This window comes from Streptomyces sp. NBC_01750 (genome assembly GCF_035918095.1).
GTDB lineage: Bacteria > Actinomycetota > Actinomycetes > Streptomycetales > Streptomycetaceae > Streptomyces.
Window position 1 is genome coordinate 2913924 of the sequence record NZ_CP109137.1, and the last position, 25960, is coordinate 2939883.

Sequence of the window (25960 nt, forward strand, 5' to 3'; positions counted from 1 at the left end):
GACTCGCGTCGGCATCCACGGAGCGCGACAGTGAGCCGTATGGAAAACCATGTGGCAACCCTCCTCACCCGGCACACCGAAGCGCTCGCGCTCTTCACCGAGCGCGTGCACGCCGTAGGGGTCGACCAGTGGGACGCTCCGACGCCCTGTACCGACTGGTCCGTACGCGATCTCGTCAACCACCTCACTGCGGAACAGCTCTGGGTGCCCGCCCTGGTGACCGACGGATCGGGCGTCGAGGAAGTCGGCGACGCGTACGAAGGGGATGTACTCGGCAGGAAGCCGAAGGCCGCCTGGGACGCCGCCGCACGCGCCGCACGCAAAGCCTTCGCGGCTCCAGGGGCGCTGGAGCAGACCGTACAGCTGTCGTACGGGGAGACACCGGCCGTCGCGTACTGCGCCCAGATGATCACGGATGCCGTGGTGCACACCTGGGACCTCTCTCGTGGGATCGGCGCGCCGGAGCGGCTGCCGGCCGCGCTGGTGAGCTTCGCGCTGGACGAAGTCACGCCGTACGCGTCGGGCCTGTCGAAGTCCGGCCTGTTCGCCCCGCCCATCGAGCCGCCGCCGGGCGACAGCCACCAGACCAGGCTGCTGGCCCTGCTGGGGCGCCGTGACTGACGCCGTGACCGACCCACGCGTGCATGAGAGAGAGACCCATGCGTGAAAGACACCCGTGCCCGGGAGAGAACCGTGCCTGGGAGAGAACCGGGCCCGAAGAAGGCCTGTGCCTGAAGAGGCCGAGGTGAGCGGCGCCTCACGGGGCAGCGGGGCGCAGTCGGAGACGGGCGTACCCGGACCGTAATGCGGTGCGCCCGCCCGCGTAACACGGGCGTCGCACGCTGACGCTATGCCCGACACGCTCGACGACACCACCGCGACCCACTGTCCCTACTGCGCCCTGCAGTGCGGCATGAGTCTGCGCGGCAGAGCCGGGGCGGTCGAAGTGGTGGAGCGACCGGACTTCCCTGTCAACCGTGGCGCCCTGTGCGGCAAGGGCCGCACCGCGCCCGCACTGCTCTCCTCCCGGGTGCGCCTGACCGAGCCCCTGGTCCGACGCCCCGCCACAGGCAGGCTCGAGCCGGCCACCTGGGAGGAGGCCCTGAGCACGGTCGCCGCGGGCCTGCGGCGTACGAGGGCGGTCTACGGCCCCGACGCGGTCGGCGTCTTCGGTGGCGGCGGCCTGACCAACGAGAAGGCGTACCTGCTAGGGAAGTTCGCCCGGGTCGTGCTCGGCACCTCGCAGATCGACTACAACGGGCGCTTCTGTATGTCGTCGGCGGCGGCCGCGCACCAGCGGGCGTTCGGCCTCGACCGCGGGCTGCCGTTCCCGCTGGAGGACATACCGCGCAGTGGATGCGTGATCCTCGTCGGCTCGAATCTCGCCGAGACGATGCCGCCCGCGCTGCGCTATCTGACCGAGCTCCGGGAGAACGGCGGCAAGCTCATCGTCGTCGATCCTCGCCGTACACGGACCGCGGAGCAGGCCGATCTGCATCTGGCCCCGAGGCCGGGAACCGATCTGGCGCTCGCGCTCGGGCTGCTGCATGTGGTGGTGGCGGAGGGACGGACGGACGAGGAGTTCGTCAGCGAGCGCACGAGTGGCTGGGAGGACGCCAGGGCGGCCGCGATGGCGCACTGGCCCGAGTTCGTCGAGCGCGTCACGGGCGTCAGCGTGCCCGAACTGCGGGAAGCGGTAAGGGTGTTCTGCGACGCCGAGTCCGCGATGGTACTCACGGCGCGCGGGCCCGAGCAGCACTCCAAGGGCACGGACACGGTGAGCGCCTGGATCAACCTCTGTCTGGCGACGGGCCGGGCGGGACGGCCGCTGTCCGGCTACGGCTGTCTGACCGGTCAGGGCAACGGGCAGGGCGGCCGCGAACACGGCCAGAAGGCGGACCAGTTGCCGGGCTACCGCAAACTGGACGACCCGGCGGCGCGGGCGCATGTCGCCGGGGTGTGGGGAGTGGAGCCGGAGACGCTGCCGGGCCCCGGGCGCAGCGCGTACGAACTGCTGGACGCGCTGGGCGGGGACGTGAAGTCGCTGTTGCTGATGGGTTCGAACCCGGTGGTGTCCGCGCCGCACGCCGGGCATGTGGAGGAGCGGCTGCGCTCGCTGGACTTCCTGGCGGTGGCGGACGTGGTGCTGTCGGAGACGGCGGCGCTGGCGGATGTGGTGCTGCCGGTCACCCAGTGGGCGGAGGAGACGGGCACGACGACGAACCTGGAGGGCCGGGTCCTGCTGCGCCGGAAGGCGGTGTCGGCGCCGCCGGGAGTACGGAGCGACCTGGAGGTTCTGGGCAGCCTGGCAAGCCTGCTCGGCCACGAGAAAGGCTTTCCGGCGGATCCGGAGGAGGTCTTCGAGGAACTCCGCCGGGCGTCGGCGGGCGGCCCGGCGGACTACTCGGGCATCACGTACCGGAGGATCGTGGAGGAGGACGGGGTGTTCTGGCCGTGCCCGGAGGAACCCGCTGCGGCCGGGGGCGACCGTGGACCTGCGGCCGAGGGCTCGTCCGTACCCCGAACCGCCCATCCCGGTACGCCACGGCTCTTCCTCGAGCGGTTCGCCACTCCCGACGGGCGTGCCCGGTTCATCGCCGTCGGGCATCGGGCCGCGGCAGAGGAAGCGGATGCCGAGTATCCCGTGCTGCTGACGACCGGGCGGGTCGTCGCCCAGTACCAGTCCGGGGCGCAGACCCGGCGGGTCGATGAGCTCAACGCCGCCGCGCCCGGGGCCTTTGTGGAGCTGCATCCACAGCTCGCCGAACGTGTCGGCGCCGTCGAGGGGGATGCGCTCGCCGTCGTCTCGCGGCGCGGGCGGGCCGTCGGGCCTGCGCGGATCACCACCGGGATCCGTCCGGACACCGTCTTCATGCCGTTCCACTGGCCGGGCGAGGGCCGGGTCAACTCGGTGACGAATCCGGCGCTCGACCCGACCTCGCGCATGCCGGAGTTCAAGGTGTGCGCGGTCCGGGTGGAACGCGCACACCAGGATGAACGGCAGAAGGAACCTCAGAACGAACAGCAGAAGGAACAGCAGCGGTAGGCGCGGGTCAGCCGCTCGTACGGCCGCACCAGTCGCCGCCGCGGATGCAGGTGCCACTCGCGCGGAGTTCCCGGGCCAGGCCCGGCGCCGCCACGTACACCCAGGCACGGACCGCCGTGCCGTCCGGCCGGACGACATCGCGGGCCACCCGCTCGTACAGATTGCGCGGGTGGCCGGGCGCGACGTACTCCTCCAGCCGGTCGAGTACGGCGAGGAGCTCCTCGTACTCCCCCGACGCCGCCGTCACCACCTCACCCGCGACCGTGCCCCCACCGGCGTCGAGCAGGGCGTACGGATAGCCCGGGCCCTCGTAGAGCACCGCGTCGGCCAGCAGCGCCGGCTCCTCCGCGGCAGTGCGGCCGTGCAGGAAGAGGTCGTGGTTGCACTCACCGGGGCGCAGGGTCCCGTATACGAAGAACGGGAGCTCGGGCTCGATCCCGGACCCGGACCCGGACCCGGGCTCGATCCCGGACTCGGACTCCGTCACGGCGCCACGGTCTCCTCGTCGATCCATGCCAGATACGCCGCACTGCCGCGCACCACCGGCGTCGCGATGATCTCCGGCGTTTCGTAGTCGTGCGCGGCCGTCAGATGCGCTTCCAGCGCGGCGTAGCGGGCCTCGGTGGTCTTGAACAGAACCTGCCACTCCTCCGCCGTCTCGATCGCGTTCTTCCAGTGGTAGACGGAGGTGACCGGCGCGGAGATCTGCGCACACGCAGCCAGCCGCGACTCCACCGCACCCCGGGCGAGAGCCTCCGCCTTCTCCGCGCTGTCGGTCGTGGTCAGCACGGTGAGTACGGTCAGTGCCTGGGCCATTGACAAGCTCCTTCGGGCCGTGAGGGCGGCGGGACCTCGGTCCATTACCGGTCGGTCAGGCCACCGTACGCACGACGCCCCCTTCCCGCCCCGCCGCCCCGGCCCTGACCACTGCCGCGGCCGAGCCCGGCGTGTTCGTGCCCGGCGGTCCCGGCGATGAGGGCGTCAGCCGGCGTACGGACAGAGCCTCAACCCCGGTTCAGGTCAAGCCGCTTCTGAAAGCATGGCGCATCGCCCGCACTACGGTGAGCGCATGACGTACATAGAGATCAACGGCGCGCCCGCCACCGCGGAGGCGCTGCACCTACCCGCGCTCACGAGCTACGGGCACTTCACCGCCATGCAGGTCAGGGACGCCCGGGTGCGCGGCCTCGCGCTCCACCTCGGCCGGCTGGACGCGTCGACTCGGGAGCTGTTCGGCCGGAGCCTGGACGGGGAGCGGATACGGGAGGACATCCGGCACGCGCTGGGTGCGGCGGACGCCCGCGACGCCTCCGTCCGGGTCTACGTCTACTGGCCGGACGGCGACGAGCGGGCGACGCTGATGGTGACCGTGCGGCCACCGCAGAAGATGGCCGAGCACCCGAAGAGACTGATGTCCGTGCCGTACGTCCGCGATATGCCGCACATCAAGCATCTGGGCGGCTTCGGGCAGAACCACTACCTGACGCTCGCGGACCGGGCCGGGTTCGACGAGGCGCTGCTGACCACTCCTGACGGCCTTGTGACGGAGGGCGCGATCACCAACATCGCTTTCTGGGACGGTGGTTCGGTGGTCTGGCCGGACGCCCCCGCACTGCCTGGCATGACGATGGCCCTGCTGGAGCCGCGGCTGCCGTCGGTGCGCCGCCGGGTGACGCTCACCGATCTCCCCTCGTACGAGGCGGTGTTCATCACCAACTCGCAGGGCATCGCGCCGGTGTGCCGGATCGACGAGGTGGAGTACGCGGTGGATGCGGAGCTGATGAAGACGGTGACCGCGGCGTACGACGCGGTGGAGTGGGACCTGATCTGAGAACCGTTCCGCACTCCCCCGCCGCGCAGCCCAGGCCATGGCGCACGCGGGCCGCCCGCTGAGCGCCGTGGTGCCCACCGTCGCCGCAGTACGGAAGCCGGGACCGGTCTCCTGACAGGTCGCGGATCCGGCGCCCGGCCGGAACGGCGCGTTCCGCGTTCCGCGTTCTGCCTTCTTCGTGCCGCGCTCTGCGTGCTGCGTGCTGCGTTCCGGGAGTACGGCCGGACGACACCGACCCGCCGGCCGGCACTCTCCTCGCGCGGGAGGCCGGGCCCTGGCCATCGGCACCTCCGGCACACGGTGGCGCGCGGGCGCGCCGGGCTTCCTCGCGGCGCCCGCCGCACTCCATTGCGGCCGTACTCCACGCACGCCGCACCCCACACCCGGCCGCCCGCTCTCCTCGGGGCGGCCTGACACCTCGCACCCCATCACCCGTTCAGCACGTCGGCCTCGCGCACACCATCTGGTTCCCAGAGACCGGCGATGACCTGCGACGACGTCTCACGTCCAGTGCGACACGCCGAGCGAGGCCATCGAATCTGATTGCCCATCAGCAGGCGTTGCGGGCGGGCTGCGCCTTATCTCGGAGAGAGAACGCCACAGAGCACCACCGCGCTTCCCCGGAGGACCGCCATGCGCACCACTGCCCGTCTGCTGACCACTGCCGCGCTGGCAGTCGCCACGACCGGGCTCGGCACCCACGCGGCGTTCGCCGGGGACTTCGAGCCGCTCGAGATATTTCCGTCGCCCGCCGGCCCGGGGGCGACCGTCACCGAGAACACCACCGCCTGCGCGGACAGCGGCCAGGGCGTCAAAGACGCATGGCCGATCGGCGCGGGCCAGTTGCGCCTCTCGCCCGGTACGCACAAGGAGGTCGAGGCCGGCAGCCGGTTCAAGATCCCCCACGGCGGCGAGGCGGGAACCTACGCCATCAGCGTGACCTGCCAGAACGGCAGCAGGGCCACCAACGTCCTGATGACGCGGCACCACGACGGGCCGAGAGGCCATGTGAGGACGGGCGTCGGCGGCAGCGTCGGCCCCGACACCACCCAGATCGCGGCGGGTGTGGCCGTACTGGCCGCGTCCGCCGCCGGCGGGATCCTGTTCCTGCGCCGCCGGGCGAGCGGCGCGCAGGACAGCTGACGGGCCGGTATGCACCGGCCCGCGTCCCGCCGTGCCCCCGTTCCCGTCAGGCCACCGCGCCTGGCGGGAGCGGGGGAGATTCGTACGGAGGACCGGATGACTGCCGAGGACCCATGACCGCCAGGGGAAGCGGCTGGGGCATAGTCGTCGCCGTCTGTGTCGGCCTCTGGCTGGTCCAGAACGGCTCGGAGAACATGACCCCGCCGATGCCGTCGGCCGCCGAGGCCTTCGCGGCCGGACCGGGGCACTACACGGAAGCGTCCGCCGACCCGCTGCCGCCGTCCGAACCGGTACGGCTGCGCATACCCGAGATCCGCGTCGACGCCCCCGTCATGCTGCTGGGCCTCGGCAAGGACGGCAGCCTGAGCGTGCCGCCGGCCGCCGACCGCAACCTCGCCGGCTGGTACAAGGACGGCACTCCACCGGGCGTCAGGGGCACGGCGATCGTCGCGGGGCATGTCGACAACGCGCAGGGGCCCGCGGTCTTCTACAACCTGGGTGCGCTGAAGAAGGGCGGCCGGATCGAGGTGACCCGCAAGGACGGCCGTACCGCCGTGTTCACCATCGACGCGATCGAGGTGTATGAGGCCGATGCCTTCCCGGACGAGAAGGTCTACGGACCGAAGGACCGGGCCGAGCTGCGGGTGATCACCTGCGGCGGCGGCTTCACGAAGGAGACCGGCTACCAGGGCAACGTCGTGGCGTACGGGCATCTGATCGGGGCGCGGCCGGCTCCTTCGGCGTGATCTTCCGCGATACGGTGCCGTGCCGCTCGGCCGTGGACGAACGGCACGGCACCGTGCCGCCCGGCGGCGGACCCGGACCTGAGCCGTCCGGCGGACCTAAGCCGTCCACTGGTCGAAGGCGAGCTTCGCGACCAGCGAGAAGACGACCACGAGCAGCACTCCGCGGACGAACTCGCTGCCCTTCCTGAGCGCCATCCGGGCGCCGAACATGCCGCCCGCCAGGTTGAACACCGCCATCAGCGCGGCCAGCTGCCACATCACCGTGCCCTGGTAGGCGAACATCGCGAGCGCCCCGCCGTTGGTGCAGACGTTGACGATCTTGGCGGTGGCCGATGCGGTCACCAGGTCGAGACGGAGTACGGCGGTGAGCGCGAGGACCAGGAAGGTGCCGGTGCCGGGACCGAACAGCCCGTCGTAGAAGCCGATCCCGCCGCCGACGAGGACGATCGCCGTGACGGTGCGGGCGCGGGTGACGGGTCCCTTGCCGGCATCCGCGGCGGTGCCGAAGTCGGGGCGCAGCATCACAAAGGCCGCGACGCCGAGCAGCACCACCATGATCACGGGCCGGAGTACGTCGCTGCTGATACCGGCCGCGAAGAACGCGCCGCCCATCGAGCCCGCGAGCGCGGCCAGTCCGATCCGTACCGCCGACCTCACCTGCACCGGCGCCTTGCGCACGTAGGTGACGGCGGCACCCGAGGTGCCGACGATGGCCACGGCCTTGTTGGTGCCGAGGATCTGAGCGGCCTGGACGTGCGGCAGGCCGAGCAGCAGGGCGGGCAGGAGCAGCAGCCCGCCGCCGCCCACCACCGCGTCGATCCAGCCGGCCGCCGCGGCGGCGAGGCAGAGGAAGACGAGTGTGGTCAGCGATATGTCGGGCATGGTCGCGACCCTACGGAGGAGATGAGTGCCCAGTCCATCAGTCCCGCCGGACTTGAGCGACGTCTGAGGTTCGGGCGGCCGGTGAACCGTCGGGGCGGGCGAGCACCAAGACTCCCGGCCGGCGGTCCCGTGCCGGTCGCGCCGGTACGGAGGCCGGCGATTCGGGGGACCCCACCCCTCACACCCCGTCTCGCGCCGCGCTGAGCGCAGCGTTCCCCGAGGGAAACAGCAGAAGACCTGTCGGGTAACACCGGCGCCGCAGGCTGCGGGTATGAAATCGGAGATCGTGGTCATCGGCGGCGGAACGGCGGGCGTGCGGCTTGCGCGGCAGCTCGGCGTGAGCGGCGCCGACGTCACGGTTCTCGGCGAGGAGCCGCACGCGCCGTACAACCGGCTGCTGCTCGCGGAGGTCCTCGCCGGGCGTTACGGCCCCGAGGTGATAGCCCTGCCCGAGGCGCCGGTACGGCGCGGTGTGCGGGCGACCGCGATCGACCGGGACCTGCGGCTCGTGCACTGCGCAGACGGCACCTCGGTGGCGTACGACCGGCTGGTGCTGGCCACCGGATCCAACCCGGTGCTGCCCCCGCTGCGCGGACTGGCCGGAGAGCTTCCCGACGGAGTACACCCCTTCCGTACCCTGGACGACTGCACGGCGCTGTCCGCTGCCGTACGCCCCGGGATCCACGCGGTCGTCGTCGGCGGCGGTCTGCTCGGTGTCTCGGCCGCCCGCGCGCTGGCCGCACGCGGTGCCCGGGTGGTGCTGGCCCAGCAGGGCGAACATCTGATGGAGCGCCATCTGGACGTGTCCGCCTCAGAGTTGCTGCGCGGCCATCTCGAGTCGCTGGGTGTGGAGGTCCACACGGAGTGCCGGGTGAGGGGCCTGCGCGGTACGGCGGTCGAGCTCGCCGACGGATATGTCCTCGACTCGGAGCTCGTCGTGCTCACCTGCGGAGTGCGCCCTCGCGTCGGTCTGGCGCACGCCGCCGGTCTTGAGGTGCGCCGCGGCATCGTCGTCGACGACGAACTGCGCACCTCCGACCCGTACATATACGCCATCGGCGACTGCGCCGAACACAACGGCCAGGTGTACGGCCTGGCGGGTCCGGCCCTGGAACAGGCGGACGTCCTGGCCCGCGTACTCACCTCGGAGCCGGCACTCACCGCGGCACCCTCACTCGGCTCGGCGTCGCCCCGGTACACCGGCACCCGCGCCCTCACCCGGCTCACTCTCACCGGGCCCGGACCCGCCACGGCCGGCCCGCTCGATCTCGCCGCCTTCGGCGATCCGACTCCCCGGCCCGGAGACGACGTGGTCCAGCTCGCCGACGCCACCAGGGGCGCGTACCGCAAGGTCGTCGTCCGTGGAGACCGGCTCGTCGGCGGGGTACTGCTCGGAGATCTCGCCGCGGTCGGCGCGCTCGCCCGGGCCTGGGAGGGCGACGAGGCCCTCCCCGACACCGTGCCCCTGCTCCACCTGCTCACCAACGATGGAGGCCTCTGACATGCCTGCGATGTCCACCCCCACGACTCCCACGATCGTGGTCGTCGGCCATGGCATGGTCGGCCAGCGATTCCTGGAGGCCCTCGCCGAGCGCGGCCTGACCGGGCGGGCGCGGATCGTCGTGCTGTGCGAGGAGCCCCGCGCCGCCTACGACCGCGTCCGGCTCAGTTCGTACTTCTCCGGCCGCACGCCCGACGAACTCTCCCTCGTCGAGGGCGACTTCATGGAGCGCCACGGCATCGAGCTGCATCTCGACGACCCGGCCGAGACGATCGACAGGGAGGCGCGCACCGTCACCTCGCGCGCCGGGCGGACCTTCGCGTACGACACTCTCGTCCTCGCCACCGGCTCGTACCCCTTCGTGCCGCCCGTGCCCGGCAAGGACAGCGAGGGCTGTTTCGTCTACCGCACGATCGATGACCTACTCGCGATCGAGGAGTACGCCAAGAACTGCACGACAGGCACCGTGGTCGGCGGTGGGCTGCTGGGCCTCGAGGCGGCCGGGGCGCTCAAGGGGCTGGGGCTCACCACGCACATCGTGGAGTTCAATCCGCGGCTGATGTCCCTGCAGGTGGACGAGGGCGGCGGCGCCGCGCTGCGCCGCACCGTCGAGAACATGGGCCTGAACGTGCACACCGGCGTCGGCGGTAAGGAAATCACGGCGGGCGAGGACGGCGCGGTGACCGCGATGGCACTGTCGGACGGCTCGTCCATCGACACCGACCTGGTCATCTTCTCGGCCGGCGTAAGGCCCAGGGACCAGCTCGCGCGCGAGAGCGGGCTCACCGTCGGTGAGCGCGGCGGCATCACGGTCGACGAGCGGTGCCGTACGAGCGACCCGGCGGTGTACGCGATCGGCGAGTGCGCGCTGGCCGCCGACGGCCGCGTGTACGGGCTGGTCGCGCCCGGATACGAGATGGCGGAGGTGGCCGCGGACGCCATCGCCGGCGAGGCCGGAAAGGCGGGCGGCTTCACGGGCGCCGACACCTCCACCAAGCTCAAGCTGCTGGGCGTGGACGTGGCGTCCTTCGGCGACTCGCACGGCACCGCCGAGGGCTGCCTGGACGTCGTCTACTCCGACTCCCGGAGCGGCGTCTACAAGAAGCTGGTGATCGGCGCCGACGGCAAGCTGCTCGGCGGGGTACTGGTCGGTGACGCCGACTCCTACGGCATGCTGCGCCCGCTCACCGGCTCGATCCCGCCGCTCTCGCCCGAACAGCTGGTGCTGCCGGCCGGGATCGGCGCGCCGGCGGCACTCGGCCCGGCGGCGCTGCCCGACGAGGCCGTCATCTGCTCCTGCCACAACGTCACCAAGGGCACCATCCGAGGCGCGGTCACCGAGCACTCCTGCACGACCGTGCCCGAGGTGAAGAAGTGCACCAAGGCCGGTACGGGCTGCGGCAGTTGCGTCAAGGTGCTGGGCCAGCTGGTCAATGCCGAGCTGGAGTCCTCGGGTGTCGAGGTCGACAAGAGTCTGTGCGCCTGCTTCGCCCAGACCCGCCAGGAGCTGTACGAAACCGTGCGCGCGCTGCGGATCGCCTCGTACCAGAAGCTCCTCGACGCGCACGGACGCGAGGCGGCCCGCGGCGGAAACGGCTGTGAGATCTGCAAGCCCGCCGTCGCCTCGATCATCGCCTCGCTGGCGCCGACGATCGGTGCCGACGGCTATGTGCTCGAGGGCGAGCAGGCCGCGCTGCAGGACACGAACGACCACTTCCTCGCCAATATGCAGAAGAACGGTTCGTACTCGATCGTGCCGCGCATTCCGGGCGGCGAGATCACTCCCGAGAAGCTGATCGTGATCGGCGAGGTGGCCCGCGACTACGGGCTCTACACGAAGATCACGGGCGGCCAGCGGATCGACCTGTTCGGCGCGCGCGTCGACCAACTGCCGCTGATCTGGGCGCGGCTGGTGGACGCGGGGTTCGAGTCCGGGCATGCGTACGGCAAGGCGCTGCGCACAGTGAAGTCGTGTGTGGGCCAGACCTGGTGCCGCTACGGCGTGCAGGACTCGGTCCGGATGGCCATCGATCTGGAGCTGCGCTACCGGGGCCTGCGCTCCCCGCACAAGCTGAAGTCGGCGGTCTCCGGCTGCCAGCGTGAGTGCGCGGAGGCGCAGAGCAAGGACTTCGGCGTCATCGCCACGGCCAACGGCTGGAACCTGTACGTCGGCGGCAATGGCGGCGCGACCCCGCGCCACGCCGATCTGCTCGCGCAGGATCTCTCCGACGCGGAACTGGTCCGGCTCATCGACCGGTTCCTGATGTTCTACATCCGTACCGCCGACCGGCTGGAGCGCACATCGACCTGGCTGGAGCGGATCGAGGGCGGCCTCGATCACGTACGGGATGTGGTCGTCCATGACTCGCTGGGCATCTGCGCCGAGCTCGAGTCGCTGATGGCGGACCATGTCGCCGGCTATCGCGACGAGTGGTCCGAGACCATCAACGACCCGGAGCGGCTGCGCCGCTTCGTCTCCTTCGTGAACGCGCCCGAGGTCCCGGACCCGACGGTGAAGTTCGTGCCCGAGCGCGGCCAGGTCAAGCCCGATCTGCCGCTGCTGACCATCCGCCCGCTGGAAGTCCTGGAAGGTAGCGCCACCCGATGACGATCGCACCCGAAAAGACGGAAACGCAGGTCCAGCTCCGCCTGGGCCGGGAGTGGCTCGCGCTCTGCACGCTGTCCCTGCTCACTCCGGGCCGCGGAGTCGCGGCCCTGCTGCCGGACGGCCGCCAGGCCGCGGTCTTCCTGGACCGCGAGGGCACTCCGTACGCCATCGACAACCGGGACCCCTTCGCCGGGGCCCAGGTCCTCTCCCGGGGCCTCGTCGGCTCGTCCTCCGACGGCCCCTTTGTCGCGTCGCCGCTGCTCAAGCAGCGCTTCGACCTGGCGACGGGGCGCTGCCTGGACGACGATTCGGTATCGGTGACGGCCTACGAGGTAAGGCTGCACTGACCGCGGACTCCGCTCACGCGTCGTGGGTCACTGCCCTGATTACCCGCGACGCGTGAGCGGCCGTCCGGCGTGGGCCGTGGGGGGCGGCCCGGCAAGGCGCCGGCCGGTGCGGTCGGCCCGGCCCGTGCGGTCGGGCCGGCCTGTGGCCCCCGGTCGGAGCGGCCCGCCGGTCTTGAACGCCGACACCGCGGCGGCCTCGTCGTCCGCGGTGGCTCCTCGGCCCGAGGGTTCGTACGCTGGGCAGCCAACGTTTCCTAGCGAGGGGCTCAGCCATGGCGGGCTGGAACACGAGCGACATCCCCGATCAGTCCGGACGCACCGCCGTGGTCACCGGAGCCAACAGCGGCATCGGACTCGTCACGGCCCAGGAGCTGGCCCGCCGCGGTGCGCGAGTGGTTCTCGCGTGTCGCAGCGCGGTCCGCGGCGAGCAGGCGGAGACCCACATCAAACGTGAGGTGCCGGGCGCCGCGGTGGAGTTCAGGCCGCTGGATCTGGCGGACCTGTCCTCCGTACGGGAGTTCGCGGCCGAGTATCCGTACGACAGCCTCGATCTGCTCATCAACAACGCCGGCGTGATGGCCCTGCCGTACGGGAAGACGGCCGACGGATTCGAGACGCAGTTCGGCGTCAACCACCTCGGGCACTTCGCGCTGACCGGGCTGCTGCTGCAGAAGCTGCTGGACACGCCGGGCGCGCGCGTGGTGAGCCTGTCCAGCGGACTGCACGCCATGGCCAATCTCGACATGGGAGATCTCAACAGCGAGCGTCGCTACCGCCGTTGGGTGGCCTACGCCCGTTCCAAGACGGCGAATCTGCTCTTTGTGCACGAGCTGTCGAGGCGGCTGCGCGCCGCCGGGTCCGATGTCGTCGCGGCGGCCGCCCACCCCGGCTACGCCGCCACCAACCTCCAGACCGCGAGCGCGAGGATGGAGGGCAGCAGGCTCAGGGAACGGATCATTGAGTTCGGCAACCGGATCGCCGCGCAGCCCGCCGAGTCCGGGGCGCTGCCGACGCTGTACGCGGCCACCGCGCCGGGCGTGCAGCCCGACTCCTTCACCGGACCGAGGTTCCAGGGCTGGCGCGGCCCGCCCGCTCCGTCCCGGCGGGCCAAGTGGACCCGGAACGATGTGGCGGGCGAGCGGCTGTGGGTGGCGTCCGAGCAGCTCACCGGGGTGACGTACGAGGGCCTCAAGCCCTGAGCCCCTCGCGCGCCGGGCGGCCGGTGTGCGCCCTGGACTCTGCCGGCTCCGCCGCCCTTGGGCCGTTTGGCCGAACTTCGCATGGGCCACTAGGTGCCCGAGGCATCTAATGGGAGTTCGGCTAGGCGGACTCTTCGCTCGCGAGGTCACCATGACAGAACCAGTCGCCCCAACACCCGTCGCCCCAGAACCAGTCGTCCCAACACCCGTCGCCCCAGAACCAGTCGTCCCAGCACCCGTCGTCTCGGAACCAGTCGTCCCAGCACCCGTCGTCTCGGAACCAGTCGTCCCAGCACCCGTCGTCTCGGAACCAGTCGTATCGGAACCAGTCGTCCCAGGACTCCTCGTCTCTGAACCCGTTGCGTTTCCTCAGGACCGCGGCTGCCCCTACCACCCGCCCGCTCCCTACCAGCCACTCCGCGAAGCCCGGCCGCTCTCCCGGGTCGCCCTCTTCGACGGCGGCACCGTGTGGGTGGTCACCGGGCACGCGACGGCGCGCGAGCTGCTGGCCGACCAGCGGCTCTCCACCAACCGTGAGAACCGCGGGTTCCCCATGCCCACGGAGCGCTTCGCGCAGCTGCGCAACCGCCGCACGGCGCTGCTCGGCGTCGACGATCCCGAGCACAACATCCAGCGGCGGATGCTCATCCCCAGCTTCACCGTCAAACGCATCACCGCACTGCGCCCGCAGATCCAGCGGACCGTGGACCGGCTGCTCGACGCCATGACCGAGCAGGGGGCGCCCGCCGATTTGGTGAGCGCCTACGCGCTGCCGGTGCCATCGATGGTGATCTGCGCCCTGCTCGGCGTCCCTTACGCCGACCACGACTTCTTCGAGGCGCAGTCGCGCCGGCTGCTGCGCGGACCGTCCCCCGCCGACACGGAGGACGCGCGCGACCAGCTGAACGACTACCTCGGCGCGCTGATCGACCGCAAGCGGGAGGACCCGGGCGAGGCACTGCTCGACGAACTCATCCAGCAGCAGCTGCACAAGGGCACCGTGGACCGGCGCGAGTTGATCAGCCTCGCCGCGATCCTGCTCGTCGCGGGCCACGAGACCACGGCGAACATGATCTCGCTGGGCACCTTCACCCTGCTCCAGCACCCGGAACAACTCGCCGAGCTGCGGGCGCAGGAGTCGCTGATGCCCACCGCCGTCGAGGAGCTGCTGCGGTTCCTGTCGATCGCCGACGGGATGCTGCGGGTGGCCACGGAGGACATCGAGGTGGCCGGGACGACCATCCGGGCCGGCGAGGGCGTCATCTTCTCGACGTCCCTCATCAACCGCGACACCGCCGCGTACACGGCGCCCGACACGCTCGACTGGCACCGCTCGGCCCGTCACCATGTCGCCTTCGGCTTCGGCATCCACCAGTGCCTGGGACAGAATCTGGCCCGGGCGGAGATGGAGATCGCGCTGCGGACGCTCTTCGGCCGGCTGCCAGGACTGCGGCTTGCGGCGCCCGCCGAGACGATCCCCTTCAAACCCGGCGACACACTCCAGGGGATGGTCGAACTCCCCGTGGCCTGGTAGCCGCCATGGGTACCGACCGTACGGACATCGGCATCGCCATCGACAAGTACAGGTGCATCGGGGCGGGTCAGTGCGCGCTGACCGCGCCGGAGGTGTTCACCCAGGACGACGACGGATTCAGCGAGCTGCTGCCGGGCCGCGAGGACGGAGCGGGCAGCCCGCTCGTACGGGAGGCGGCCCGGGCGTGCCCGGTGGGGGCGATCCGGCTCTCGCACGGCTGAGACCTGCGCGTCGGGCGGGCTCGATGGTGGCCGGGTCCGCCCGGCAGGCGGTTCGTCCTCCATCACCGGACGGGCCGGAAGAACAGGCCCGTCCCGGGCCCCGGTACGAAGTCCGGGGGACGGCGTCGCGACAGGACGCCCGGGTGGTGAACGGCGTGCGCCCGGCGTGCGCCCCGGCGCAACCTTCCCTACCCCCGAGTCGGCGGGCTGGTCGACCGCTGTACGTCACCACTCGTTGACGTGCTGTCAATTCACGACTCATAGGTTCCGGTACCGCGCCAACTCCGGGGCGTCGACCGGCGCCCGGAGCGGTCACCACCCTGGAGTGACAGTGGATCGTCGCAACTTCCTGCGCGGAGCAGTCATCGGCACGTCCGCCGCCGCCTTCGGCGGCACCCTGATGCGCGGTGCCGCCTACGCCGCCCCGGCCCAGCCCGGCCCGGGGCCCTACGGGGCCCTCGGCGCGGCGGACGCCAACGGCATTCAGCTGCCCAGCGGGTTCAGCAGCCGGGTGATCGCCCGGTCCGGTCAGAATGTCGGCCCGACCTCCTACAAGTGGCACAACGCCCCCGACGGCGGTGCCTGCTTCGCGGACGGCTCGGGCTGGATCTATGTCTCCAACTCGGAGATCAACCCGTCCGGCGGCGCGAGCGCGGTGAAGCTCTCCTCGGCCGGCGCGATCACCGGCGCGTACAGAATCCTCTCCAACACGCGCCAGAACTGCGCGGGCGGCAAGACGCCGTGGAACACCTGGCTGTCGTGCGAGGAGGTCAGCCTCGGGTACGTCTACGAGACCGACCCGTACGGCGTGAACGCCGCCGTACGCCGGGACGCCATGGGCAAGTTCAAGCACGAGGCCGCGGCCGCCGACCCGGTGCGCCATGTCGTCTACCTGACCGAGGACGAGACCAACGGCTGCCTCTACCGGTTCATCCCCACCACCTGGGGCAACCTCGCCTCCGGCACACTCCAGGTGCTCGTCGCGGGCTCCGGCACCTCCGGCTCCTTCACCTGGCAGAACGTGCCCGACCCGGACGGCTCGCCGACCGCGACCCGGAACCAGGTCTCCGGCGCCAAGCACTTCAACGGCGGCGAGGGCTGTCACTACGCCAATGACACCGTCTGGTTCACGACCAAGGGCGACAACCGGGTCTGGCAGCTCAACCTCGCCAACAGCACCTACGAACTGGCCTACGACGACTCGCTGGTGGTCGGCGGCGGCGCCCCGCTGACCGGCGTGGACAACGTCACCGGCTCGTCCTCCGGTGATCTGTTCGTCGCCGAGGACGGCGGCAACATGGAGATCTGCATCATCACTCCGGACGACGTCGTCGCGGTGTTCCTGCGGATCACCGGCCAGTCCTCGTCCGAGATCACCGGACCGGCGTTCTCGCCCGACGGTACCCGGCTGTACTTCTCCAGCCAGCGCGGGACGAGCGGATCCTCGTCGGGCGGCATCACCTACGAGGTGACGGGGCCGTTCCGGGCGTAGCCCGACGCCTCCGCAGTGGCGCCGCCCCGCAACAGGGCGGCGCCCAGCGGGGTGAGTGTGTGCAGGACGGCGTTGCCGTGGCGCAGCGTCACCACCAGGCCCGCCTCCCGCAGGACGGCCGCGTGCTGGCTCGCGGAGGCGAGGGACACCCCTGCCCTGCGGGCCAGTTCGCTGGTCGTACAGCCGAAGCGGATGGCCTGCAGGACGGCGGAGCGGGTGTGGCCGACGAGCTTGCCCAGTGAGGGGCCGCCGGCCTCACTGAAGTCCGGCCCGCTGCTGTGGGCGGCCGGATAGACGAGGATCGGCGGGAGCGCGGCGTCGCGGTAGACCACCGGTGTGCCGCGGCAGAAGAACGAGGGCTGGAGCAGTAACCCGCGCCCGTCCAGGTGCAGTTCGCGCGTGACGGGATAGTCGGCCTCCAGAACCGGCGGCCGCCAGCGCAGCACCGGCGGCAGCGACGTGAGCAGTTCGTCCGCGCCGCCGTCGAGCAGCGCGCGGCCTCGCACGGCACGGTCCGCCTCCACCCTGGCCTGGATATGCGGCCAGTACGGCTCCACGGCGGCCCGGTGATAGCCGCGCAGAGCCCCCACGAGCCGGGCGAGCGGCTCGGGCCTGCCCTCGGCGAGCGCGACGAGCCGGCCGGGCAGCACGGGCACCGTGGCGCGGTCCGAGGCGGCCAGGGCGAGTTCGGTGTGCAGACGGGCCACCGGGGTGGCACGCAGCGCCTCCAGGCCCGCGTCCAGCCCGCTCTGCCCTTCGGGAGGTGTCAGGAAGTCCGGGAAATAGCCCCGCGGCGGTACCAGCGCGGCAAGCAGGCGTGTTTCACCATTCAACCGGGCCCGGGTCTCCGAACGCCATTCTCCGAAGACGAGTGCGCCGCGTCGATCCCGCAATCGGTGAAAGCTGAGAATCGTTTCCCACAAAGCATCCGGCCTGGCCCCCATCCGCACTCTGGCTAGGTCGTCCCCAGTGAAATGGATACGAAGCACCGAACCCCCACCTGTTGCATCCGCAATCGCCCCCGATCACTGAGTATGCATGCCATCACAGGACGTTACCACGGTGTTTCAGCCACAGTTGAAACGCCTCGCGGGGGGTGGGTGCCAACCGAAAGGCTGTACGACGTCGGGCATGAACCTTCCGTCTCCGATGTGACGTTGCGAAGACCGTGGGGGGCTTTGGAACGTCCGGCGGCGGGTGACGGAAGGTGCGGCTCCGTGTCCGGCACGGGTAATGGGGCGCGGCCTGCGGATGGGGATCCGCGGGCCGCGCTCCGCCCGCTTTTTTGCGCCGCGAAATGGCAGAAATTCGATTGCCGTTGAACGTCCATGATTCAACAGGGAATCGGGCCGGGCCGAAAAGGGAAACAGAACGGCACACGCATGAACACATGGAAGGGGCGGGCGCCCCGCACAAGGCGCCCGCCCCTTCCCTTTCGGTGTTCCGGAGCCGTCACCGGGTCGGTGAGGGTGGGGTACCGACTGGGGGCAAGCCCCCAGACCCCGGCGACGGCTCCGGTCTCAGCGGGAGTCGCTGCCCTTCGACTCGGCCGCGGCCCGGCCGGCCTCGAGGCGCGCCACCGGGATACGGAACGGCGAGCAGGACACGTAGTCCAGACCCACCTCGTGGAAGAAGTGCACCGACTCCGGGTCACCGCCGTGCTCGCCGCAGACGCCCAGCTTGAGGTCGGGGCGGGTGGCCCGGCCGGCCTCGACAGCGCTGCGTACGAGCGAGCCGACGCCGTCCCTGTCGATGGTCTCGAACGGGGAGACCCCGAAGATGCCCTTCTCCAGGTACGCGGTGAAGAAGCTCGCCTCGACGTCGTCGCGGGAGAAGCCCCACACGGTCTGGGTGAGGTCGTTCGTACCGAACGAGAAGAACTGGGCGGCCTCGGCGATCTGACCGGCGGTCAGCGCGGCGCGCGGCAGCTCGATCATCGTGCCGATGGTCAGCTTGAGGTCGGTGCCGGTGGCAGCCTGCACCTCGGCGATGACCTGGTCGGCCTCCTCGCGGACGATCTCCAGCTCCTGAACGGTGCCCACCAGCGGGATCATGATCTCCGCGCGCGGGTCGCCCTTGGCGTTCTTGCGCTCGGCCGCGGCCTCGGCGATCGCCCGTACCTGCATGGCGAAGAGACCGGGGATGACCAGGCCGAGGCGTACACCGCGCAGGCCCAGCATCGGGTTCTGCTCATGGAGCTTGTGCACGGCCTGAAGGAGACGGAGGTCGTTCTCGTTGGCGTCCTTGCGGGCCTCGGCGAGGGCGACCCGTACCGACAGCTCGGTGATGTCGGGCAGGAACTCGTGCAGCGGGGGGTCGAGCAGGCGGACCGTGACGGGCAGTCCGTCCATCGCCTCGAACAGCTCGACGAAGTCCTTCTTCTGCAGGGGCAGCAGGGCGCCCAGCGCCTGCTCACGCTCCTCGTCCGTGTCGGCGAGGATGAGCCGCTCGACCATCTCGCGGCGCTCACCGAGGAACATGTGCTCGGTGCGGCACAGGCCGATGCCCTGCGCGCCGAACCGCCGTGCGCGCAGCGCGTCCTCGGCGTTGTCGGCGTTGGCCCGTACGCGAAGGCGGCGTACTCGGTCCGCGTACGCCATGATCCGGTGCACGGCGGCGACCAGCTCGTCGGCGTCGTCGGCGCCCGCGTGCATCCGGCCCTCGAAGTACTCGACGACCGGGGACGGCACGACCGGCACCTCACCGAGGTACACCTTGCCGGTGGAGCCGTCGATGGAGACGACGTCACCCTCCTCGATGACGGTCCCACCGACCGTCAGCCGGCGCCGCTTGGTGTCGACCTCGAGCTCCTCGGCGCCGCAGACACAGGTCTTGCCCATGCCACGGGCGACAACGGCGGCGTGCGAGGTCTTGCCACCGCGCGAGGTCAGGATGCCCTCGGCGGCGATCATGCCGTCGAGGTCGTCGGGGTTGGTCTCACGGCGGATGAGGATGACCTTCTCGCCGGAACGCGACCACTTGACCGCGGTGTACGAGTCGAAGACGGCCTTGCCGACGGCCGCACCGGGCGACGCGGCGATACCGCGGCCGAGCAGTTCGGTCTTCGCATGGTCGTCGAAGCGCGGGAACATCAACTGCGCGAGCTGCGCGCCGTTGACGCGCTGGAGCGCCTCGGCCTCGTCGATGAGGCCCTGGTCGACGAGCTGGGTGGCGATACGGAAGGCCGCGCCCGCGGTCCGCTTGCCGACGCGGGTCTGGAGCATCCACAGCTGGCCGCGCTCAATGGTGAACTCGATGTCGCACAGGTCCTTGTAGTGCGTCTCGAGGGTCTCCATGATCTGCATCAACTGGTCGTACGACTGCTTGTCGATGTTCTCCAGATCGGCGAGCGGCACCGTGTTGCGGATACCGGCGACGACGTCCTCGCCCTGCGCGTTCTGGAGGTAGTCGCCGTAGACGCCCTGGTGGCCGCTGGCGGGGTCGCGGGTGAAGGCGACGCCGGTGCCGGAGTCGGGGCCGAGGTTGCCGAAGACCATGGAGCAGATGTTGACGGCCGTGCCGAGGTCGCCGGGGATGCGCTCCTGGCGGCGGTAGAGCTTGGCGCGGTCGGTGTTCCAGGACTCGAAGACCGAGCGGATCGCGAGGTCCATCTGCTCACGCGGGTCCTGCGGGAAGTCGCGGCCCGCGTCACGGGAGACGATCTTCTTGAACTGCTTGACCAGCTTCTTCAGATCGCCGGCGTCGAGGTCGGTGTCGACGGTGACCTTCTTGGCGTGCTTGGCCTCCTCGAGCGCCTCCTCGAAGAGTTCGCCGTCGACGCCCAGCACCGTCTTGCCGAACATCTGGATCAGGCGGCGGTACGAGTCCCAGGCGAAGCGCTCATCGCCGGACTGCTGTACGAGCCCGGCCACCGACTCGTCGGAGAGGCCGATGTTGAGAACCGTGTCCATCATGCCCGGCATCGAGAACTTCGCACCCGAACGTACCGATACCAGAAGGGGGTTGTCGGCCTGGCCGAGCTTCTTGCCCATCGACCGCTCGAGGGCGTCGAGGTGGGCACTCACCTCGTCGCGCAGCGCGGCGGGCTCGGTGCCGCTGTCGAGGTAGACCTTGCACGCCTCGGTGGTGATGGTGAAGCCCGGAGGGACGGGCAGCCCGAGGTTGGTCATCTCTGCGAGGTTGGCACCTTTGCCGCCGAGCAGGTCCTTGAGGTCCCTGTTGCCCTCGGTGAAGTCGTAGACGAACTTCTGATCTTTGTTTTCCGACACGGGTCTCGACTCCTCGAGGACTCGGTGGCTGCCCTGACGGCGAGGAACATACCCAGATCGAAGGCGTCTGGGTACGTCCACTTGGCCGTCATACGGCCGTAACCACTCGTCCGCCACCAGATCCAAAGTAACTGAGCGGCAGCTCGATTGAGAGATTTCCTTCAGAGCTTGAACGCATCAGCACGCACAGCGACATTGATTGCGCAGGGCGCTACACCGTGCGATGAATCGATAGATCAATTGAACACCAGAGGGGTGGCACTTAGTGCCACCCCTCTGAGAGGTGCAGTCGTCATCAATTCGCTCATCTGAGCGCTACCCCTATCAGGGGTGGCGAGAATCACGCGGCTGAGGGTCATCCGGTCCCATCATCCGGACCCGCGTAACACGACGAAACACAGCGGCTGAGGACATCGAGATCCACGTCCTCCAGGCTCCGGGCGAAGACCCGGCCGGCGGACGCGGGCACCGGCAGCAACGACGGCACCACCAGCACCGCACACCCCGCGGCCTCCGCGGAGTCGCTGCCGTCCGGCGAGTCCTCCACCGCCACACATGCCCTGGGCAGGGCCCCGAACCGGTCCGCGGCCGCCCGGTAGGGATCCGGATGCGGCTTCGTCCGCACCGTGTCGTCGGCCGACAGCGTGAAGGAGAACGGCACATCGGCCAGCGCTCCACCGACCACCGAATCGACGACGATGCGCGGTGAGGCACTCACCAGGGCGAACGGAACCTGCCGGTACTCCAGTTCGGCCAGCAGCCGCCGTACGCCGGGACGCACCGGGGCGCCCGCCTCCACCCGCTGGAAGAACCCGTCGGTCAGCGCCTGCGCCACCGCCGACACAGTGGGGGTGGCACTGAGGGCCACCTCCGTGATCCGTATCAGATGAGCGGCGGTGTCCTCGACGGCCCGGCCCACCACCTCCGGTGCGTCCGCGTCGGAGAGCCGGTGGCCGAGCGAGGCGGCGACCTCCTCGGCCGTCTCCCACCACAGCACCTCGGTGTCGACGAGGGTGCCGTCCATGTCGAAGAGGACTGCCGCGGGCTCGGTCAATTCCACGCTCACCGCGCCGGTACGACGAGGACGGGCCGCTGTGCCAGTCCGACCGCCGCCCGGCCGCCGGGCACCAGCGCGCCCGCGTCCCGCGACGCCAGGTCGGCCTTGACCGAGCTGCCGTCCGGCAGGTCGAGCAGCACGCGCGTGACCGAGCCGAGGAAGGACGCGGAGACGACCGTGGCCCCGCCGTCCGGATCGGCGGTCACGGTGACGTTCTCGGGGCGTACGAGCACCTCGACCTCGGATGCCTGTGGCGCTTCGCCGTCCACGGGCAGCCTGCTGCCCGCCACTTCGACCAGGCCGTCGTCCGCCATCCGGCCCGGCAGCCGGTTCATGGTCCCGACGAACTCGGCGACGAACGGCGTCGCGGGCCGCTCGTACAGCTCCGCGGGCGCCGCGCACTGCTCGAGCTTCCCGGCGTTGAGGACGGCGACCCGGTCCGCCATGGACAGGGCCTCCTCCTGGTCGTGCGTGACGAAGATCGTGGTGATCCCGAGAGAGAGCTGCAGCCGGCGGATCTCCTCCCGCAGGCTGAGCCGCACCTTGGCGTCGAGCGCGGACAGCGGCTCGTCCAGGAGCAGCACGCGCGGCTCCAGGGCCAGCGCCCTGGCCAGGGCGACTCGCTGCTGCTGGCCACCGGACATCTGGTGGGGGTAGCGGTCGCCGTGTTCGGGCAGGCCGACCAGGGCCAGGAGTTCGGCGGCGCGGGCGTTGCGCCCGGCGGTCGGCATCTTGCGGACCCGCAGGCCGAAAGCGACGTTGTCGCGGGCGCTGAGGTTGGGGAAGAGGCTGTACGACTGGAAGACCATGCCCGCGTCCCGGCGGTTGGCCGGCACCCGGGTGATGTCCTCGCCGTCGACCAGCACCTCGCCGGCGTCCGGCTGTTCGAAACCCGCGACGACGCGCAGGGCGGTGGTCTTGCCGCAGCCCGACGGACCGAGCAGGGCGATCAGCTCACCCGGTTCGACGGTCAGGTCGAGCCCGTCGAGGGCGACGGTGGCGCCGAAAGCCCGGCGCAGACCGCGGAATTCGACCCGGGCGCCGGTCGCGCCGGAGGTCTCGTTCCGCCGCGCGACGGCGGTCGCTGTGCTTGCAGACATGGATTACCGGTCCTTGCTGGAGGAGGGCGCGGCGGCCACGGTGGCCGTGCTCTTCGCGGGCCGGGTGCCGTTCCCCGCGCGGGAGAGGAGCAGCAGCAGCGCCCAGGTGATCAGAAGACTGAGGACGGAGACGGCCACCGACATCCGTGCCTGCGCTCCGGAGACCGTGACGATCCACACCGCGAAGGGCTGGTAGCCGAGCAGCGCGGCGATGGTGAACTCGCCCAGCACCAGCGCCAGGGTGAGGAAGGCGGCGCCGGCGAGCGCGGTGCGCAGATTGGGCAGGATGACCCGGAGGATGACGTACGCCCAGCTCGCACCGCAGTTGCGGGCGGCCTCCACCAGCGTCGGTACGTCGATGGCGCGCAGTCCCGCGTCCAGGGAGCGGTACACGAACGGCAGGGCCAGCACCGTGTAGGCGAGGACGAGCACGAGCGGGAAGTTCTCGTCCTGGACCGCCATGAAGGTCTGGTAGAGCGGTGTGCGGGAGAGATGTTCCGGTCCCCAGCGCAGCACCGTGGTGATCCCGGTGACCAGCGCGATCGGCGGCACCACCAACGGCAGCATGCACATGACTTCGACGACCGGCCGCAGCCGTGGCGCCCCCAGCCGCACGGCGACCAGCGCGGGCACGGCCAGCAGCAGAACGAGCGCGATGGTCGCGGCGGCGAGGCCGAGCGAGAGCAGCAGGCTGTCGGTGAATCCCTCTGCGCCGAGAATCCCGGTGTACGCCTCGAACGAGACGCCCCGGCCCGGAGTGTGCACCGTGAAGACGACCGACGCGAGGAGCGGAACGAGGAAGTAGAGACCGGCCAGACCCAGGACGAGTCCGCGCCAGACGCGCGGCCGGCGGCGCTGTCGGAGGCGCTGTCGGCGGACAGGAGCCTTCTCGGGTGCGGGGCGGGGCCCGGCAGGCGCGGCCTGGGCGGTGGGTGTCATCGCAGCCATCGGGCGCTCCGTCGCTGGAGGGGCAGATAGACCGCCATGACCAGGCCGGCGATCACGATCATGTCGAGGCTCAGGGCGAGCGCCACATTCTCCTGGCCGACCAGCACATTGCCGGACAGCGCGTCCGCGATCTTCAAGGTGACCAGCGGTACGGAACCGCCGACCAGAGCCGCGGCAGTGGCATGCGCGGCGAACGCGCTGCCGAAGAGCAGGACGAAGCCGCCCAGCAGGGACGGCGCGAGGACCGGCAGCCCGACCAGCCGCCAGAACTGCCGTCCGGTCGCCCCGCTGTTCTGCGCGGCCTCCCGCCACTGGGGACGCAGTCCGTCCAGCGCCGGGATGATCACGAGCACCATGAGCGGGGTCAGGAAGTAGAGATAGACCACGGCGAGCCCCGTGAAGGAGTAGAGGTTCCAGCCGAGACTGTCGAGGTCCGCGAGCCGGGTGACCACACCGGAGATGCCTGCGGTCGCGATGAACGCGAACGCGAGCGGCACACCGCCGAAGTTGGCGAGGACGCCGGAGGCCGTGAGGGTTGCGCTGCGCAGCCACGTACGCCGGGAGGTCACGATGGCCTGCGCGATCAGCACACCGGCGACCGACCCGATCACCGCGGTGAGCGCGGAGAGCTGGACGCTGCCGATGAGGGAGCCGAGATAGGGCCCCTGCAGCGAGCGCCGCAGATGCTCACCGGTCAGCCGGGTGGAGCCGGTCGCCGGGTCGGCGCCCGTGACGGCTCCGTACAGCAGCGCGGCGACGGGAAGGCCGAAGCACAGGCCCGTGAAGACGAGCAGCGGGAGCGCGGCGATCCAGGTGCGGGGGCCGCGCCGCCGGCGGCGGGTTCCGCCGGCGGGCCCGGTGCGGGACGGGGAGGGTACGGGCATCAGGAGAGGGCCTTGTCCCAGTTCTCGGCGAGGGCGGCCTTGGCCTTGTCGAGCTCCGCGGAGGACGGGAAGGACGGAGTGCCCTCGACCTTGGGGAGCTTGGCGACAGACCCCTTGTCGGCGCTGCCGTCCGCGGTCATGGCCGGCAGCAGTACGGGCCGGGCGTACCCCTTCAGCCAGAGGTTCTGGCCCTCGGCGCTGTAGAGGAACTCCATCCACAGGCGGGCGGCCGCCGGGTGGGGGGCCTGCTTGTTGATGGCCTGCGAGTAGTACTGGGCGTAGACGCCGTCGCTCGGTACGGAGACCTTCCAGTCGACGCCCTTGCCGCGGAACTGGTCGGCGTAGCCGGCGTTGAGGTAGTCCCAGTCGATGCTGATGGGCGTCTCGCCCTTCTCGACCGTGGCCGGGGTGGACTCGACGGGGATGAAGTTGCCGCTCTTCTTCAGCTTGGCGAAGAAGTCGATACCGGGCTGGATGTCGGCGAAGGAGCCCTTGTTGGCGAGGCCCGCCGCGTAGACGCCGCCGAAGGCGGAGCCGGACTTGGTCGGGTTGCCGTTCAGCGCGACCTTGCCCTTGTATTCGGGCTTGAGCAGGTCCGCGAAGGTCTGCGGGCAGTTCTTGATCCGCTTGGCGTCGCAGCCGATGGAGACATAGCCGCCGTAGTCGTTGTACCAGCGGGCTTCGGGGTCCTTCTGACCTGCGGGGATCTTGTCGAAGGCCTCGACCTTGTACGGGGCGAACAGGTTCTCGGCAGCGCCGCTGCGGGCGAAGGCGATGCCCAGGTCGAGGACGTCGGGGGCGCGCTTCTGGCCCCTGCGGGCCTTGACGGCGGCGATCTCGTCGGCGCTGGAGGCGTCCGGGTTCTCGCTGCCGACCTTGATCTTGTACTTGGCCTCGAAGGCCTTGATCAGCTCGCCGTAGTTCGCCCAGTCCGCCGGGAGGGCGATGACATTCAGCTTGCCCTCCTTCTCGGCGGCCGCGACGAGCGCCTTCATTCCGCCGAACCCGGCGGCCGAGGTGCTGGCGTTCGCCTTCACCGCGGCACCGGCGGCAGCGCCGTCGGGCGCGGCACCGCAGGCGGTGAGGGTGGTGAGCGCGGCAGCGCCGAGCAGGGCGGTAGCGCCGAGACGGGAAGGTCTGAACACGGTCTCTCCCAGAGACGAAGTGAAGGACACTGTGAGCACTTGTCTGA

The 25960-nt window shown here is 70.6% G+C and carries 22 protein-coding genes; 12 read left to right on the forward strand and 10 right to left on the reverse strand.

The genetic code is table 11. The features are described 5' to 3' along the window. Positions 1–39 precede the first annotated feature (39 nt). Together OG966_RS13175 and OG966_RS13180 are read left to right on the forward strand one after the other, a co-directional pair. Positions 40–621 carry a TIGR03086 family metal-binding protein gene (locus tag OG966_RS13175; protein WP_326649773.1) on the forward strand — a complete coding sequence of 194 codons (582 nt, stop codon included), beginning with the start codon at positions 40–42 and terminating at the stop codon, positions 619–621. Positions 622–850: 229 nt separating this feature from the next. Next, positions 851–3046 carry a molybdopterin oxidoreductase family protein gene (locus tag OG966_RS13180; protein ID WP_326649774.1) on the forward strand — a complete coding sequence of 732 codons (2196 nt, stop codon included), beginning with the start codon at positions 851–853 and terminating at the stop codon, positions 3044–3046. Between the two features lie 7 nt (positions 3047–3053). On the opposite strand, the gene OG966_RS13185 is transcribed toward OG966_RS13180, so the two are convergent. Beyond that, entirely contained in the window at positions 3054–3533 is a 480-nt protein-coding gene (locus OG966_RS13185) for a gamma-glutamylcyclotransferase family protein (protein ID WP_442806694.1), read from the reverse strand. Then, on the reverse strand, positions 3530–3862 hold the full coding sequence (gene cutA, locus OG966_RS13190; RefSeq protein WP_326649775.1) for a divalent-cation tolerance protein CutA: 333 nt from the start codon (positions 3860–3862) through the stop codon (positions 3530–3532). The genes OG966_RS13185 and cutA overlap by 4 nt, the downstream gene beginning before the upstream one ends. Before the next feature lie 253 nt (positions 3863–4115). On the opposite strand from cutA, the gene OG966_RS13195 reads away from it, so the two are divergent. The 3 genes from OG966_RS13195 (at position 4116) to OG966_RS13205 (ending at position 6766) form a co-directional block, all read left to right on the forward strand. After that, positions 4116–4877, forward strand: a complete 762-nt coding sequence (locus tag OG966_RS13195; protein ID WP_326649776.1) for an aminotransferase class IV family protein — start codon at positions 4116–4118, stop codon at positions 4875–4877. Between the two features lie 633 nt (positions 4878–5510). Continuing rightward, the gene (locus OG966_RS13200) at positions 5511–6020 is read left to right on the forward strand and encodes a hypothetical protein (RefSeq protein ID WP_326649777.1); all 510 of its coding nucleotides are present in this window, start codon (positions 5511–5513) and stop codon (positions 6018–6020) included. A 113-nt stretch (positions 6021–6133) separates the two neighbouring features. Continuing rightward, the gene (locus OG966_RS13205) at positions 6134–6766 is read left to right on the forward strand and encodes a class F sortase (protein WP_326649778.1); all 633 of its coding nucleotides are present in this window, start codon (positions 6134–6136) and stop codon (positions 6764–6766) included. 96 nt (positions 6767–6862) lie between these two features. Here OG966_RS13205 and OG966_RS13210 read toward each other — a convergent pair whose 3' ends face one another. After that, on the reverse strand, positions 6863–7648 hold the full coding sequence (locus OG966_RS13210) for a sulfite exporter TauE/SafE family protein (RefSeq protein WP_326649779.1): 786 nt from the start codon (positions 7646–7648) through the stop codon (positions 6863–6865). 271 nt (positions 7649–7919) lie between these two features. Between OG966_RS13210 and OG966_RS13215 the strand changes: the two genes are divergently transcribed. From OG966_RS13215 to OG966_RS13245, 7 genes are all read left to right on the forward strand, one after another. After that, the gene (locus tag OG966_RS13215) at positions 7920–9149 is read left to right on the forward strand and encodes an NAD(P)/FAD-dependent oxidoreductase (RefSeq protein WP_326649780.1); all 1230 of its coding nucleotides are present in this window, start codon (positions 7920–7922) and stop codon (positions 9147–9149) included. A 1-nt stretch (position 9150) separates the two neighbouring features. Beyond that, positions 9151–11757 carry a nitrite reductase large subunit NirB gene (gene nirB / locus OG966_RS13220; RefSeq protein ID WP_326649781.1) on the forward strand — a complete coding sequence of 869 codons (2607 nt, stop codon included), beginning with the start codon at positions 9151–9153 and terminating at the stop codon, positions 11755–11757. Continuing rightward, positions 11754–12104, forward strand: a complete 351-nt coding sequence (gene nirD / locus OG966_RS13225) for a nitrite reductase small subunit NirD (protein WP_326649782.1) — start codon at positions 11754–11756, stop codon at positions 12102–12104. The genes nirB and nirD overlap by 4 nt, the downstream gene beginning before the upstream one ends. 272 nt (positions 12105–12376) lie before the next feature. Next, positions 12377–13303 carry an oxidoreductase gene (locus tag OG966_RS13230; protein WP_326649783.1) on the forward strand — a complete coding sequence of 309 codons (927 nt, stop codon included), beginning with the start codon at positions 12377–12379 and terminating at the stop codon, positions 13301–13303. Positions 13304–13775: 472 nt separating this feature from the next. Further along, positions 13776–14837 (forward strand): cytochrome P450, encoded by a 1062-nt coding sequence (locus tag OG966_RS13235; RefSeq protein ID WP_326649784.1) that lies wholly within the window; start codon positions 13776–13778, stop codon positions 14835–14837. 26 nt (positions 14838–14863) lie between these two features. Next, complete coding sequence (locus OG966_RS13240; RefSeq protein WP_326655182.1) at positions 14864–15058, forward strand: ferredoxin; 195 nt, start codon at positions 14864–14866, stop codon at positions 15056–15058. A gap of 331 nt (positions 15059–15389) precedes the next feature. Then, positions 15390–16550, forward strand: coding sequence for an alkaline phosphatase PhoX (locus OG966_RS13245; protein ID WP_326655183.1), 1161 nt, complete (start codon positions 15390–15392; stop codon positions 16548–16550). Here the strand turns inward: OG966_RS13245 and OG966_RS13250 are convergent. The 7 genes from OG966_RS13250 to OG966_RS13280 all read right to left on the reverse strand — a co-directional run bounded on the left by OG966_RS13250 (position 16520) and on the right by OG966_RS13280 (position 25913). After that, positions 16520–17539, reverse strand: a complete 1020-nt coding sequence (locus OG966_RS13250) for an ArsR/SmtB family transcription factor (protein WP_326649785.1) — start codon at positions 17537–17539, stop codon at positions 16520–16522. The genes OG966_RS13245 and OG966_RS13250 overlap by 31 nt on opposite strands. Before the next feature lie 531 nt (positions 17540–18070). Then, positions 18071–20779, reverse strand: coding sequence for a pyruvate, phosphate dikinase (ppdK, locus tag OG966_RS13255; RefSeq protein ID WP_326649786.1), 2709 nt, complete (start codon positions 20777–20779; stop codon positions 18071–18073). Positions 20780–21134: 355 nt separating this feature from the next. After that, entirely contained in the window at positions 21135–21803 is a 669-nt protein-coding gene (locus OG966_RS13260; RefSeq protein WP_406733887.1) for an HAD family hydrolase, read from the reverse strand. 38 nt (positions 21804–21841) lie between these two features. Next, positions 21842–22936: an ABC transporter ATP-binding protein gene (locus tag OG966_RS13265; RefSeq protein WP_326649787.1), complete on the reverse strand. Its 1095-nt coding sequence runs from the start codon at positions 22934–22936 to the stop codon at positions 21842–21844. Positions 22937–22939: 3 nt separating this feature from the next. Beyond that, complete coding sequence (locus tag OG966_RS13270) at positions 22940–23884, reverse strand: ABC transporter permease (protein ID WP_326649788.1); 945 nt, start codon at positions 23882–23884, stop codon at positions 22940–22942. Continuing rightward, a complete protein-coding gene (locus tag OG966_RS13275) occupies positions 23872–24768 on the reverse strand; it encodes an ABC transporter permease (RefSeq protein ID WP_326649789.1) in 897 nt (298 codons plus the stop codon). Before OG966_RS13275 ends, OG966_RS13270 begins: the two co-directional genes overlap by 13 nt. Next, entirely contained in the window at positions 24768–25913 is a 1146-nt protein-coding gene (locus OG966_RS13280; RefSeq protein WP_326649790.1) for an ABC transporter substrate-binding protein, read from the reverse strand. The genes OG966_RS13275 and OG966_RS13280 overlap by 1 nt, the downstream gene beginning before the upstream one ends. Positions 25914–25960 lie beyond the last annotated feature (47 nt).

Bases quoted from the DNA above. Each gene is read 5' to 3' on its own strand.
- nirD (WP_326649782.1), top strand. From the start codon at position 11,754: ATGACGATCGCACCCGAAAAGACGGAAACGCAGGTCCAGCTCCGCCTG.
- OG966_RS13180 (WP_326649774.1), top strand. From the start codon at position 851: ATGCCCGACACGCTCGACGACACCACCGCGACCCACTGTCCCTACTGC.
- OG966_RS13205 (WP_326649778.1), top strand. From the start codon at position 6,134: ATGACCGCCAGGGGAAGCGGCTGGGGCATAGTCGTCGCCGTCTGTGTC.
- OG966_RS13195 (WP_326649776.1), top strand. From the start codon at position 4,116: ATGACGTACATAGAGATCAACGGCGCGCCCGCCACCGCGGAGGCGCTG.
- OG966_RS13230 (WP_326649783.1), top strand. From the start codon at position 12,377: ATGGCGGGCTGGAACACGAGCGACATCCCCGATCAGTCCGGACGCACC.
- OG966_RS13175 (WP_326649773.1), top strand. From the start codon at position 40: ATGGAAAACCATGTGGCAACCCTCCTCACCCGGCACACCGAAGCGCTC.
- nirB (WP_326649781.1), top strand. From the start codon at position 9,151: ATGCCTGCGATGTCCACCCCCACGACTCCCACGATCGTGGTCGTCGGC.
- OG966_RS13275 (WP_326649789.1), bottom strand. From the start codon at position 24,768: ATGCCCGTACCCTCCCCGTCCCGCACCGGGCCCGCCGGCGGAACCCGC.
- OG966_RS13270 (WP_326649788.1), bottom strand. From the start codon at position 23,884: ATGGCTGCGATGACACCCACCGCCCAGGCCGCGCCTGCCGGGCCCCGC.
- OG966_RS13215 (WP_326649780.1), top strand. From the start codon at position 7,920: ATGAAATCGGAGATCGTGGTCATCGGCGGCGGAACGGCGGGCGTGCGG.
- OG966_RS13210 (WP_326649779.1), bottom strand. From the start codon at position 7,648: ATGCCCGACATATCGCTGACCACACTCGTCTTCCTCTGCCTCGCCGCC.
- OG966_RS13200 (WP_326649777.1), top strand. From the start codon at position 5,511: ATGCGCACCACTGCCCGTCTGCTGACCACTGCCGCGCTGGCAGTCGCC.
- cutA (WP_326649775.1), bottom strand. From the start codon at position 3,862: ATGGCCCAGGCACTGACCGTACTCACCGTGCTGACCACGACCGACAGC.
- OG966_RS13260 (WP_406733887.1), bottom strand. From the start codon at position 21,803: ATGGACGGCACCCTCGTCGACACCGAGGTGCTGTGGTGGGAGACGGCC.
- OG966_RS13265 (WP_326649787.1), bottom strand. From the start codon at position 22,936: ATGTCTGCAAGCACAGCGACCGCCGTCGCGCGGCGGAACGAGACCTCC.